The 12,180-nt window shown below is 39.4% G+C and carries 14 protein-coding genes; 8 read left to right on the top strand and 6 right to left on the bottom strand.

Going from position 1 to position 12,180, the window contains the following annotated elements; translation table 11 throughout:
* Positions 1-47: 47 nt before the first annotated feature.
* Complete coding sequence (locus IGI67_RS01580; RefSeq protein ID WP_429956533.1) at positions 48-464, bottom strand: Lrp/AsnC family transcriptional regulator; 417 nt, start codon at positions 462-464, stop codon at positions 48-50.
* A 142-nt stretch (positions 465-606) separates the two neighbouring features.
* Here IGI67_RS01580 and IGI67_RS01585 point away from each other — a divergent pair, with 142 nt between their 5' ends.
* The gene (locus tag IGI67_RS01585; protein ID WP_429956534.1) at positions 607-1,197 is read left to right on the top strand and encodes a DJ-1/PfpI family protein; all 591 of its coding nucleotides are present in this window, start codon (positions 607-609) and stop codon (positions 1,195-1,197) included.
* Positions 1,198-1,293: 96 nt separating this feature from the next.
* The gene (locus IGI67_RS01590) at positions 1,294-1,758 is read left to right on the top strand and encodes a VOC family protein (RefSeq protein WP_207110655.1); all 465 of its coding nucleotides are present in this window, start codon (positions 1,294-1,296) and stop codon (positions 1,756-1,758) included.
* Positions 1,759-1,796: 38 nt separating this feature from the next.
* Here IGI67_RS01590 and IGI67_RS01595 read toward each other — a convergent pair whose 3' ends face one another.
* Positions 1,797-2,537: a cyclase family protein gene (locus IGI67_RS01595; protein ID WP_429956535.1), complete on the bottom strand. Its 741-nt coding sequence runs from the start codon at positions 2,535-2,537 to the stop codon at positions 1,797-1,799.
* Positions 2,538-2,553: 16 nt separating this feature from the next.
* The gene (locus IGI67_RS01600) at positions 2,554-3,777 is read right to left on the bottom strand and encodes a cysteine desulfurase-like protein (RefSeq protein ID WP_429956536.1); all 1,224 of its coding nucleotides are present in this window, start codon (positions 3,775-3,777) and stop codon (positions 2,554-2,556) included.
* Positions 3,778-3,999: 222 nt separating this feature from the next.
* Here IGI67_RS01600 and IGI67_RS01605 point away from each other — a divergent pair, with 222 nt between their 5' ends.
* From IGI67_RS01605 to IGI67_RS01615, 3 genes are all read left to right on the top strand, one after another.
* Positions 4,000-4,689, top strand: coding sequence for a GntR family transcriptional regulator (locus IGI67_RS01605; protein WP_429956537.1), 690 nt, complete (start codon positions 4,000-4,002; stop codon positions 4,687-4,689).
* A gap of 228 nt (positions 4,690-4,917) precedes the next feature.
* Positions 4,918-5,730: a MerR family transcriptional regulator gene (locus IGI67_RS01610; RefSeq protein WP_429956538.1), complete on the top strand. Its 813-nt coding sequence runs from the start codon at positions 4,918-4,920 to the stop codon at positions 5,728-5,730.
* A gap of 74 nt (positions 5,731-5,804) precedes the next feature.
* Positions 5,805-6,851 (top strand): BtrH N-terminal domain-containing protein, encoded by a 1,047-nt coding sequence (locus tag IGI67_RS01615; RefSeq protein WP_429956539.1) that lies wholly within the window; start codon positions 5,805-5,807, stop codon positions 6,849-6,851.
* A 124-nt stretch (positions 6,852-6,975) separates the two neighbouring features.
* Here IGI67_RS01615 and tnpA read toward each other — a convergent pair whose 3' ends face one another.
* Both tnpA and IGI67_RS01625 read right to left on the bottom strand, forming a co-directional pair.
* A complete protein-coding gene (gene tnpA / locus IGI67_RS01620) occupies positions 6,976-7,446 on the bottom strand; it encodes an IS200/IS605 family transposase (protein ID WP_429956540.1) in 471 nt (156 codons plus the stop codon).
* Positions 7,447-7,646: 200 nt separating this feature from the next.
* Entirely contained in the window at positions 7,647-9,122 is a 1,476-nt protein-coding gene (locus IGI67_RS01625) for a helix-turn-helix domain-containing protein (RefSeq protein ID WP_429956541.1), read from the bottom strand.
* A 181-nt stretch (positions 9,123-9,303) separates the two neighbouring features.
* Between IGI67_RS01625 and IGI67_RS01630 the strand changes: the two genes are divergently transcribed.
* The 3 genes from IGI67_RS01630 (at position 9,304) to IGI67_RS01640 (ending at position 11,281) form a co-directional block, all read left to right on the top strand.
* Positions 9,304-10,032: a TraX family protein gene (locus tag IGI67_RS01630; RefSeq protein ID WP_429956542.1), complete on the top strand. Its 729-nt coding sequence runs from the start codon at positions 9,304-9,306 to the stop codon at positions 10,030-10,032.
* A 15-nt stretch (positions 10,033-10,047) separates the two neighbouring features.
* On the top strand, positions 10,048-10,524 hold the full coding sequence (locus tag IGI67_RS01635) for a GNAT family N-acetyltransferase (RefSeq protein ID WP_429956543.1): 477 nt from the start codon (positions 10,048-10,050) through the stop codon (positions 10,522-10,524).
* 157 nt (positions 10,525-10,681) lie between these two features.
* Positions 10,682-11,281 (top strand): PepSY domain-containing protein, encoded by a 600-nt coding sequence (locus IGI67_RS01640; RefSeq protein ID WP_429956544.1) that lies wholly within the window; start codon positions 10,682-10,684, stop codon positions 11,279-11,281.
* 308 nt (positions 11,282-11,589) lie between these two features.
* On the opposite strand, the gene IGI67_RS01645 is transcribed toward IGI67_RS01640, so the two are convergent.
* Positions 11,590-12,045, bottom strand: a complete 456-nt coding sequence (locus IGI67_RS01645; protein WP_207110777.1) for an Lrp/AsnC family transcriptional regulator — start codon at positions 12,043-12,045, stop codon at positions 11,590-11,592.
* Between the last annotated feature and the right edge of the window lie 135 nt (positions 12,046-12,180).

Raw genomic sequence — 12,180 nt, forward strand, 5'->3', positions numbered from 1 at the left:
AAAGGTTATCCTTGCCTCTCTATTTTTTTTGGGATCAGCTTCTTCTTTTAGATTGAATCATTTACAGCTGAGGAAAAAACGATATGCGTGGACGGGGTGCCAAAGCGCATCGTTTCATCAATGAATGCTTCTAAAAGCTCCATATCTTCAGCAACGACTTTGACCAGATAGCTATAGTATCCGGCAATACGATAATACTTTAATACCATTGGCTGCTTCGAACAAAATTCGCGGAACGCTTTACAATTGACTGTTTCAAACATGATAAAGGCTGTGATCCTTTTCCCCATTTTTTGGTAATCGATATTTATGGTGTATTTTTCGATAATCCCTGTATCTTCCATCTTAATAATCCGCTCCTTCACGGCTGGAGAAGTAAGGGAGACTTGCTGAGCAATTTCACTATAGGAGGCACGCGCATTTTTCTTTAAAAGATTCAATATTTTTCTATCTGTTTCGTCCATTATGAATCAACCTTTCTTTTGTTAAGTGAAATGGGCTAAATTCTTTATTTATTAAAGCAAATAGCTCTAAAGACTTTAAAACCGTACTGTAGGTCGTAATAGCTATACCTTATCATAAATAAAATAAGAAGGAGGAATTTAGATGAAAAAAATTTTATTGCTATTGGCTAATGGTTTTGAATCCTATGAAGCGAGTGTGTTTACTGACGTGTTTGGCTGGAATCTTTATGAAGGCGATCGAACAACAGAACTGGTTTCCGTTGGATTGCACTCTGTTTTGGAATGCACCTGGGGCTATTCGTGTATTCCTATGCATCAATTGCAGGAAATTGAGCTGGGAGATTTCGATGCGCTGGCGATTCCTGGGGGTTTTGGGGAAGCAAACTTCTATGAAGATGCATTTAGTGAGGAATTTTTGGAGGTCATTCGAGAATTTGATCAGCAGAACAAACCGATTGCGGCCATCTGTGTTGCTGGGCTGGCAGTTGCCAAGAGTGGTGTGTTAAGTGGCCGCACTGGAACGACCTATCGTTTCAAAAACAATCCACGGCAAATGCAAATGAGACAACTGGGTGTTCAAGTACTATCGACTGAACGGATCGTGGAGGATCAAAACATCATTACTTCCTCTTCACCAGAAACAGCATTGGATGTAGCCTTTCGCTTATTAGAAAAATTGACAAGTAAAGAGAACACATTTGAAGTAAAACAAAGAATGGGATTTACAAAGTAATGGACGAATACTCGCATATTACGGCAATTTTTGCGAGTATTTTCAAGTCCTCTCGTGCTAAACTGAAAGCCAGAAAAGTTGAAGGGAGGCAAAAGAATGAAATTCAAAGGACCAATGCTAGTCGTGAAGGATATTGAAATTGCAAAGAGATTTTATACCGAAGTAATCGGTGTACGGGTGATTGCTGATTTTGGAGAAAATGCCACTTTGACAGGAGGGCTGGCTTTGCAGACCGAAAGCTCCTGGGCAACGTTCACAAAGTGTACTAGTGATTTTTTTACTTATCAGGGCAATGTCGCAGAAATGTATTTTGAAGAAGAGGACTTTGACGGGTTTCTCAAGAAAATTTCAACATTAGAGGTCGAGCGCGTAGGCGAGGAAATGGAAATGCCTTGGGGTCAGAGAGTTCTTCGTCTTTATGATCCAGATAAGCACATTATTGAGATTGGTGAGGATATGAAGGTTATGATGAAGCGGCTGTATGAAACGGGCTTATCCATTGAACAACTTGCCGAAAAAACGTTCATGTCGCCGAAAATTGTGGCAAAAATGTTGAGGTAGAAAGCAGAGCAGCGACCGATTACTCGGCCGCTGTTCATTTATTTTTGGTATATAGCGATACACCGCGCGGTATAGCCCGGAGCATTTGAAACATTTGGAAAACTGCAAGCGATGATTGCACCAGTAGCTGGCAGCTGATCAAGATTGCAAAGCATCTCAATTTGATATTTATCTTGCTCGAGCAGATAACGCTCTCCTTGCCAAGGAACAATTAAATTAGCAACAGCGGGATCTGTATCGGGTGTTTCATGGCCAATTGCGGTGATTGTTCGTTCTTCACTCAAAAATTTTAGTGCTTCCAATGACCATCCAGGATAGTGAGGCTGGCCAGTCTCATCAGGTGCAAAGAAATCTTCCCCTTGACGCTTTGACCAGTCTGTTCGAACCGCAACGAAGCAATCGTCAGGGAATTGTCCATATTTTTTCTCCCAAGCGGTTAGATCATCAATAGTTATCGCATAATCGATATCGTTTGCAACTTTTGCTGTCAGATCTACAACACAAAGCGGCAGCACGGTTTCCTTCAGTGTGATTTGATCAAGTGTTCGTCCACCTTCAACAAAATGAGATGGGGGATCAATGTGGGTCCCATATTGACTGACCAGCTTATACTCACTGGCGCAAACAGTATGCTCATCGTAGGTAAATACTTCTGACATTTCAAGTGTATTATATCCAGCATAATGCGGTGTTTTTTCATTGACCGGATGACTCAAATCAACCCATTGATAGGTAGGTGATTTTATAGTATCCAGCAGCTTCCACAGATTGTTACTCATTATTTATTCCGCCTTTCTAAGCCATGATTTGCTTAACGCCATTTAAAAATCGCTCGACTTCTTCAATTGTATTATATGGAGCAATACCCGCTCGAATAAAGCCGCCAGTTTGATCGATTCCCAAGCGCTCTACAAGAGTAAGTGCGTAAAAATGTCCTTCTGCGATAAAAATACCATAGTCTTCGCACATTCGTGTACAAAATTCAATAGGAGAAATACCTTCAGCGCGAAACGCGATCGTCGGTGTTTTTGCCTGTTTGCTTTGATAAAGTTTAATGCCTGGAATTTCTGCTAAGCCTTGGCGAATTTGTTCAGCAAGCATGTTTTCATAGTGCTCAATCGCATGATAGCCGCTGACCAATTGCTCTTTCAAGGATTCGCCTTCACCTAAACTAGCGATAAAGTGGATTGCTTCCGAAACTGCTGGAATACCTTCGTGATTTTGGGTTCCAATTTCTAATCGGTCAGGAACATTGTTGGGAGCAGGAACTACTTTATAAATTTCAAGACTATCAAACAGTTCTTTACGGATGACCGCCATACCGACGTGAGAGGCGAAAAATTTGTAAGCAGAAGAGAACAGCATATCGATTCCCAGCTCCTGCATATCAACATAGATGTGAGGGATGCTGTGTACAGAATCCACCGCGACTAAGGCCCCTACATCTCTAGCTTTTGCTGAGACAGCCTTGATGTCCGTGATTGTTCCGACGCAGTTTGAGGCATGCCCTACGGCGATCAGCTTCGTTTTTGGACTAATCAATTCATCTAATTTATTCAACTCCAGTTCTAAAGTAGTTGTATTTAATGGGATATACTTTACAATAACGCCGCGATCTTCTGCAGCTCTGCGCCAGGAATCAATATTAGAATGGTGCTCAAGCTCAGTTAAAATAATTTCATCACCTGCTTCCCACTGGTTTGCTAAGGCTCGACTAGTATGGAACATCATCGTAGTAGCGTTCGGTCCAAAAGCAATCTCTGAAGAGTGAGCATTGAATAAGACAGCAATATCTTCTTTGGCTTTTTGAATCAAGGCTTCAGTTTCGTGACTAGTAGGAAAATTACCATGCAGGTTGGCTGCGCCATTGCGCATATAATCACTGATCGCTGTGATTGCGCTGTCTAAAAATTGTGATCCGCCTGGACCATCGAAATAGGCTACTGTTTGTCCATTGTGAGTTCGTTTTAAAGCGGGAAATAATTCTCTGACTTCTTCGATCGGAAATGCTTTTTCCATCAATATCACCTTCCTGAAACGTTTATTTGATACCTTTAGTTTAATAAATAGGTGGGAAGGGTGTCTAAATAAGTACGATGACCGATTTTGGGAGAACTTTAGGTTTTTAAATGAAACAATAAGGGCTATAAAACGTAAAAAACTATCTATTGTGAAAACGGTTGCAAAAATAAAGACAGTGAATTATACTGGTGTATCATGTTAAGGAATGGGGCGAGGTATTTGATCAATGTAGAAAAGTTTGAGGTGTCAAAAAGAGAGCATCCATTTTTTTCAATTACTGATTTAGTCTATCTATTTCTCCAAGAAGAAATCATTCATCTGCATCTGCGACCAAATGAAAAACTCAATGAAAGTCGAATCGCCAATGAACTTAAAATCAGCCGGACACCTGTTCGTAAAGCACTGGATAAATTATTGGAAGAATTTTTAGTAGAAAAAAAGGGCAAGCTTTACACTGTTGCCAGTATGAGTAAATCAGAAAGCCTATTATTATGTGAAGCGCGGATCGCGATCGAGGGCTATGCTGTATTCTTAGCAACGAGCAAAATCACTCCAGAGCAAATAAAGCGCTTAGAGGAATTAACGGTAGAATACGAACAAGTTGATCTAGAAGACGGCAGCTGGCAGTACGCGGAATGTGATCACGCTTTTCATAATATAGTGATTGAGGCAGCGGAAAATCCGCATATTTCCCGCATGTACGAAACCATGGAGCTGCGTTTACGTCACTATCGTCATTGCCTGATCGGGGAAATTGGGAGAAAACAGTTGCGGCCGATCCTTGATAAATCAGCTAGAAATCATCGAGCGACACTAAATGCGATAAAATTAGGTTTTGCCGATCAGGCCAAGGCCTTGATTGAGAAGGACATTAGAGGCATGTACGAAGTATTTTTTGAATGGCGTTAAAGTAGAAAATAAAGTAAATCAGCGGCATAGTTGGAGGACAGTCTGTTTTACTACATGTTAGATAGGAGCGATCTGCTCCTTTTTTGTTGCGCTGACAATGTCGCGTATAAACTTTAAAGACAAGATTACTCTTTTTTTAAAAAATTTTGATTTATGATTGACTCCCACGTTACGTGTGATTCTATACTATAAGTAAGCTAGCGAGATGGAAAAAAAGGAGATTAAAAAATGTTTAAAATTGGAGAATTCTCAAAAATATCAAATACAACTGTTCGAACACTGGATCATTATGCCGCATTAGGGCTGTTAAAACCAAAGGAAATAGATGATCAAACAAATTATCGTTATTACTCAGCTGATCAGCTGTCCCAGTTGAACCAGATCAAATTGCTGCAGCAAACAGGATTACCATTGAAAACAATCAAAGAGATTATTGATACCAATGATTTAGATTTTTTAGAGCAGCATTACAATCTTCAGGAGGAAAAATTGCAAGAGGATTTGGAGGAGCTGCTGACAAAGCAGCGCATGGTCTCGCTCCTTAAGCAAAACATGAAAGAGGGAAAAAATATGACTCAATACAATGTAGTAGTAAAAGAGATTCCAGAAAGAAATGTTCTTAGTGTACGTGATGTTATCGCAGATTACACCCTGGAAGGGGAGCTGTGGCAAAAACTGCAGCAGGGCGTAAGTGAGACGAATGCGAAGCTGAAGCAACCGCCGTTAAACATGACCCTTTTCCACGATGTAGAATATGTAGAAAAAAATGCAGACGTGGAAGTCCAGACAAGCGTCGTGGGTGAGTACCCAGAAGCAGCTGCGAGCACATTTAAGAAGGCACCAGGTTTTATCATGGCCTCAGTAACTTTCAGCGGCAGCTTTGAACAAATGCCGCAAGTCACTCAAACAATTGCTGAATGGTTAGAGGCAAACGAGTATAAAATCGTCGGTCCAATGATCAACATTGGTCATGTCTCACCTGGTGAAGATCCAAATCCTGAAAATTGGGTGACTGAATCGGGTTTTGTCGTTTCAAAATAATTTTACAAGTTCAACTAGCAGTCATTTATGTGGTACGAATACGTGACTGCTTTTTGATTGAAAGGAGTCATTTTATGGAATATATAATTGAAGACTTCACCCCGTCAGGTGGAAAACATTGCATCACGAACGCTTTGAAGCAAGTGTTTGATTACTATGACCATCCGCTGTCTGAGGCGATGCTGTTTGGACTTGGTTCTGGGTTGGCTTTTACGTATATAAACTTAGCCAATTCACCGATGATATCCGGCAGAACGAAACCTATCGAATTTGAAGAGAAGCTTGCAGAACGTCTAACTATTAAAGCCAAATGCCGTAAGCCTAAAAACTATGAGAATTGTCTCGTAAAGACGATAAAGCTGATTCAGCAAAACCATCCAGTTCTCATTTATGTTGATATGCCGTTCATGAAGTATTTAGAAATGGCTCCGTCCAGCCATTTTGGTGGACATGCTGTAGTCTTGTTTGGATTTGATGAGGAGAAACGTTTGTTTTATGTGAGTGATCGGGATAATTCTGACTATCCGATTCGTACACCTAGAGGGGAAATTGCCAGTGATTATCATCTGGTAAGCTATCAAGAAATTGAACAGGCGCGAAGCAGCAGTTTCAGACCATTTCCTGCAAAAAACAAATACTTTGAATTTGATTTTTCGACTTATACAGAACCTCTGACGACAAGTATCATCGCTGCCATAAAGGATACTTGTAAAAGTATGTTGAATCCTCCCGCAAAACTGCTTGGAATTAATGGAATAATAAAATTTTCGCAGGAAATTCTAAAATGGCAGCATTTTTCTCAGGACAAGTTGAAAATAGCCGGAATAACGAATTATTTCCAAATCAGTCAGGATGGGGGAACTGGAGGCGGGATCTTTCGTAAAATGTATGGCGAATTTTTACTAGAGGTGGATGCTATTCTGCCTAATAAAGGAATCGCTGAGCTTGCAGCAGGGTTCATACATTTAGGAGACCAATGGGATATTCTTGCTGCTGATTTATGGTACTTGGGGGAAACAGGAGATTCAAAAATACTGAAACCGTTAAGTAAACAAATTTCAGAAATGGCAACAACTGAGAGAGCACTGCTGCAACAACTAGAATTAACGATCAACAATTAAGATAAAGTAACCCATCCACCCGTGAAAACGGGTGGCTTTTTAACACCTCTAGAAGAGGTCCCCACTCACGTACTCCATAAATGGAGCTTCCCAAAAGACCGCCAACCGCTCGGCGCTCGCTACTTTATTTCTTTTTCTTACTCTTGAATGGATCAACGTATTCTCGTTTACTTATACTATCTCGAATACGATCATCTGATTCCTGCTCTCTTATATATTTTGCGATTGTCTTTTGATTCAACCCCACTGTACTTACGTAATATCCTTTAGACCAGAAACTTTTATTCCCATATTTATAGACTAAGTTTCCATGCTGCTCATGGATCAGAGTCGCACTTCTGCCTTTTAAAAATCCCATGAACTGAGAAATGCTTATTTTCGGTGGAACTCTTACTAACATGTGGATATGATCTGGCATTGCATGAGCTTCGATGATTTCTACTTCTTTCATCTCACAAAGTTTACGCAAAATTCTTCCGATATCTTTTCTTAACTCACCATAAATTACTTTTCTTCTGTATTTTGGTGTGAACACGATGTGGTACTTACAATTCCAGCGTGTATGTGATAAACTTTTGTCGTCATTTGATGGCATAGAAAAACTCCTTTCGATAAAATGAGCGGTTGGTAGCCACTTAGTAGTATATCGAAAGGAGTTTTTAACGCTAAAGCTCTTTCGTCCACGCGTAGAAACGCGCGGTTTTTTTGTTTCACTCGCTAACACGAGCGAAACTGACTGAAGTCATTAATGAAAGAGAAGGATTGAACAGCATTCCGTTCAATCCTTTTCTTTTATTAGTTCAAATAGGTCAGCTGGTTGATTAGAGTAGTCATTCGATAGTCCTCAATTTTCCGGCCTAAAGCAGCTAAGCTTTTCGCTGAAGGAACATCCTCTAAAACAAATAGTCGCTCTTCAGGAATCGCAGGAGTCGAAAAATTGGTTACATAAAGATCGGAGATCAAGGATTTTGGAGCCGATTCAGAATAGATTTTATCTGATTGGATATTCAATAAAAGCTTCCCATGATAATTTTTGTCTAAGTAATAAGCTAAAAGCATGGCATGCTTTGCTCCTAAATCGCTGCACACTTCTGTTGAAACAGGCTTTCGCAGAGCATCCAGTTGCTCTGGCAGGTCGTCCCAGTAAATAAACAGCTTGAACAAAATCAAATGATAATACATCGAATACCAGGGGAAGCGGGTTCTCGCTTCTTGATCTTTCAAGGTTTTCTCTAAAACCTTACTAAAAACAGCGAAGTCCCTTTGAACCGTCAAACTATTATAGAGCTCACGGTTGTAGGCGATATATGTTTCGTAAGGGTACACTTTATAGGAACAATAAACGGATTTCAATAAGGCGATGCAATGTTCACGACTATCTTCAGAAAAGGTAATTCCCAATGCTTGAGTGATCAAAGAAAGGGTTGTATGACAAAGACGCTCAATTCTCATTTCTTCTTCGACATTGTCCCAAGCGTGATCATACCAAAAGATTGTCTGGATCAGATCATTTTGGTGCTGTTTCGTAAGCAGTAATGAAAAATGAGTCATAATCCTATTGATAGGCTCTGCAAAGTGCTTCAATTTTTCTACCGATTGGACATTTTGTTTGCTAGAGTTAAGGAAGCCCTGTTCTTGTCGTAGAAGACTGACAGCTATCAAGAAGGAGTATTCCGTTTTCTGGAGAAAATTAAGCTTCAGGTTAAATTGCTCATTTAAGTGATTGATTGCTCCAAGAATCTTCTTTTGATCGAGTTGAAATGGCCAGCCATAAACATCGTAGACTTCCAAAAAATATCCCGCCATAAATAATCGCACTTGAAGTTCGTCTTTGCCGACAAGGGTCAAATTATTTCGATCAACCTGTAAACCGCGCATCTCTAAGCCTTCATTGAGCTTGACGATCCGCCGATATAAGCTTGAGGAGCTGAGAAATAATTCTTTTTCTAAGTCCGTCCGTAATTTTCCTGGTTGAAAAAAAAGAATTTCCAATAATTGGAAGGTCGGTGATTCTTTAAGGATATCCGAAAAAATCTCACGTACCGTATGATTATCTTTTTCAGTCAGGTGCAGGTCTCCCGAAGTGTTTTTTTCAATTTGAACGATGTCGCCCCACTGATCTTCAATTTCTAAACAATCATTCATAATAGTTTTGGGTACTGCATCGACCTTTTCAGCCAGCTGCTTTACAGAAACATAGTTATTGGCTGTTCGGAGAAGTTCGATTAATTCGATTTGACGATTTTGGGTAGAAGATAAGGCATGTCTCATGGTAGACCTTCTTTCAATCGATTGATACTCCTAGTATATAGGAAAAAATCTTAAGTGAAAATAATAAAGATAGTTAATATGCAAAGTATTTTATAATAAATTTTACAGACATAGCAGGAATCGAATCAGAGATTGTGGCATACTTAACATAGTAAGAATGATAAAGGAGTGAAAGAGTGAAATGAATCGATCAATTGACGGATTCAAATTAAAAGTGATTGCAATTATTGCGATGCTGCTAAATCATATCGGCAGCGGCTTTAGCCTTAATGAACAGTCTGCTGCTGTTTTTTTCTTTACAGAATTCATTGGCAAATTGACTTTTCCAATCATGGCTTATCTGTTAGTGGAAGGTTTCTATTACACACATGACAGAAAGAAATATGCAGGGAGGATGACATTTTTCTGGCTGCTCTCTATTTATCCCTTCCATCTATTATTTGGAGGTAATCATCCTTTTAGACTTTTTGAACTGGTAAATAATATCTTTTTTACACTCTTGATGGGTTTATTGTTGATGGTATGCTGTGAGAGAGTAAAATCACCGTTGTTGAGAAACGTACTTGCCTTTTTCTTTGCAGTGCTGACGATAACTTCTGATTGGTCGTTGATCGGTGTGTTTTTAATTTATGGCTTTTATAAATGGAAAAACAGTAAAATTGGTGTTTGGTGGCCGATTCTTTATACCACATTTTTTTTGACGGTGATGTTGTTAATGATGCATTCGGCGGCTCCTCAAGCAATCCCGCTTTATCAAGTGTTTACCGGTCTAGGTATGTTGCTGGTGATTCCTTTACTATTTGCCTATAACGGAGAAAGAGGATACTCGCCAAAATGGGTAAAATGGGGGTTTTATGGTTTTTATCCATTGCATTTAGCTGTATTAGCGTTGATTCGTTTCTTGATTTAGGATATGGAGGAAAAGATGAAGTATTTTATTCGAGAGTTAGAGGCATCAGAATATCCGCTGCTGGCCGAGTTTCTATATCAAGCCATTTTCCAGAAGGACGAGGAGCATCCTATCTCGCGTCATGTAATCGAGGAGCCGGCTATCAACGTTTATATTAAAAACTTTGGCAGTTATCAGGAGGATTTGTGCCTCTGCGCTGAATTTGACAGGAAAGTTGTTGGTGCGGTGTGGGTCAGAAATATCGATGGATTTGGTTCAATTGATGATCAGATCCCTGAGTTTGCCATTTCCCTTCTTCCTCAATATCGAGGGTATGGTATTGGGACTGCCTTGATGAGAGAGATGTTGAAACGATTAAAAGAGAAAGGGTACGCTCAGGTCTCTTTAGCTGTTCAAAAAGAGAATTATGCATTCAGAATGTATACAAAAGTAGGTTTTGAGATTATTACTGAGACTGCTGAAGAATATATTATGGTTTGTAGACTCAACTAGACAAAAAAAGCTGATAGTTTCCAGAGAAATAACTTATAAGTTTTACAAATTACAGGGGAAATGAGATGCTTTAGTTAAGTTTTAGGGCTAAAGTCGGATGGAAAGTTGTATCCAAAGTTATAAAATGGTATAAATAAAGTTAAAAGGGGAAAACATTATGAAGAAAATAGTTGTTTTAGGTTTATCTGTTGCATTACTAGCAGGGCTGGCTGGCTGCAGCGAAAAACCAGCTGATTCAAATAGCTCAAGCACCAGTTCACAAAAGAGCAGTCAAACGAGCCAAAGCCAATCGAGCAGTGAGACAAGCACCAATTTCAAAGTGAGTGTAGACGATGCAATCAAGTCTTATCAAGAAGCGTATCCTGATAGCGATATCACTTCTATTGATTTAGAAACTTCTTTCGGCAAGTATTTATACAAAATTGAAGGTGTCGATGATAATAAGGAATATGAAGTACGAGTAGATGCCGATACGAAGGATGTTTCTAAAGAGCGTGAAGAAAATCTGGACATGGAAGACAAAGATGGCGTGAAAAGAAAAGAAGACAAGCTGGATTTAGAAAATCTGTTAAGTATTGAAGAAGTTTCCGATATTGCCACAAAACAAGTTGGCAGCGGGAAAGCGACGGACTGGAGCTTAGACAAAGAAATGGGTACCACTTATTGGGAAGTCAAAGTTTTGGATGGTCATAAAGAAACCGAAGTTAAAATCAATGCCCAATCTGGAGAGGTATTAGAAAGTGAAACGGATGATTAATGCTTAAGCAAGCCTGCGGTTGACTCCGCAGGTTTTTTTGAGGAGATCTATCGATAGATTCTGCAATGTTAGTTCTCCATTAAAAAAGAAACCATTCAGCTTAGCATTAAAAGTAGGATGGAAAAGATCCTTTTCTCTCTGAGTAATGTCACAGGATTGAATCAATAGAGAACCGCCAAAGAGGCAACTAGCCCTTTTGACGGTTCTCTATTTTTGTACGGAATTTCTCAATGGGACTTTCCAAATTACAAGTAATTTGGCCTTTTTCTTTTGATTTGAAAAGAAATTCTAAAAAAAAGTTTCCTTTCTTAAAGTCCAATGAATGATCCATTGATTTCTTCTTTTAAATTTTCCAAGGTGATCGTCGTTTGGGTCTCACCGACTCCGCGAACTTGTTTTAACTTTTGGAAGAGGAAGTGTTCCAAATGGGAAAGATCCGTTGCTGCGACTTTTAGTAAATAGTCGTACTCTCCAGTGACTTTATGGCATTCTAATACAGCTGGATACTTGGTGATTACATTTTTAAAGTTATTTGTATTGCCGGTACGGTCTAATTTTACTGAAATAAATGCAAGAATAGATTGTCCAAGCTTCTTACGATCCATTTTGATCGTATATTGCTGGAGGACACCGCTGTTTTCCAGCTTTCGCAGTCGTTCGATCACTGCGGGAGTTGACAGATCGACCATCTCGCTGATCTTTTTACTTGATTGTCGGCTGTCCTTTTTAAGAATATCGAGAATTGCTAAATCAGTTTTATCCATGTGGCAGCTGCTCCATTTCTTTTATGAACTTGTTTCAATTAATATGCTAGCAAACAAGTAAGCAAAGGTCGAACCCAATTTACAACGAAAAAATGAAAACAATTTGGTATTTCTTTCTATTAAATAATAATTCAA

This window comes from Enterococcus sp. AZ196 (assembly GCF_050498845.1).
GTDB classification, from domain to species: domain Bacteria; phylum Bacillota; class Bacilli; order Lactobacillales; family Enterococcaceae; genus Enterococcus_A; species Enterococcus_A murrayae.

Coding starts and splice junctions, on each gene's coding strand:
- IGI67_RS01625 (WP_429956541.1), bottom strand. CDS start 9,122: ATGAGACATGCCTTATCTTCTACCCAAAATCGTCAAATCGAATTAATC.
- IGI67_RS01590 (WP_207110655.1), top strand. CDS start 1,294: ATGAAATTCAAAGGACCAATGCTAGTCGTGAAGGATATTGAAATTGCA.
- IGI67_RS01630 (WP_429956542.1), top strand. CDS start 9,304: ATGAATCGATCAATTGACGGATTCAAATTAAAAGTGATTGCAATTATT.
- IGI67_RS01595 (WP_429956535.1), bottom strand. CDS start 2,537: ATGAGTAACAATCTGTGGAAGCTGCTGGATACTATAAAATCACCTACC.
- IGI67_RS01615 (WP_429956539.1), top strand. CDS start 5,805: ATGGAATATATAATTGAAGACTTCACCCCGTCAGGTGGAAAACATTGC.
- IGI67_RS01610 (WP_429956538.1), top strand. CDS start 4,918: ATGTTTAAAATTGGAGAATTCTCAAAAATATCAAATACAACTGTTCGA.
- tnpA (WP_429956540.1), bottom strand. CDS start 7,446: ATGCCATCAAATGACGACAAAAGTTTATCACATACACGCTGGAATTGT.
- IGI67_RS01640 (WP_429956544.1), top strand. CDS start 10,682: ATGAAGAAAATAGTTGTTTTAGGTTTATCTGTTGCATTACTAGCAGGG.
- IGI67_RS01580 (WP_429956533.1), bottom strand. CDS start 464: ATGGACGAAACAGATAGAAAAATATTGAATCTTTTAAAGAAAAATGCG.
- IGI67_RS01645 (WP_207110777.1), bottom strand. CDS start 12,045: ATGGATAAAACTGATTTAGCAATTCTCGATATTCTTAAAAAGGACAGC.
- IGI67_RS01600 (WP_429956536.1), bottom strand. CDS start 3,777: ATGGAAAAAGCATTTCCGATCGAAGAAGTCAGAGAATTATTTCCCGCT.
- IGI67_RS01635 (WP_429956543.1), top strand. CDS start 10,048: ATGAAGTATTTTATTCGAGAGTTAGAGGCATCAGAATATCCGCTGCTG.
- IGI67_RS01585 (WP_429956534.1), top strand. CDS start 607: ATGAAAAAAATTTTATTGCTATTGGCTAATGGTTTTGAATCCTATGAA.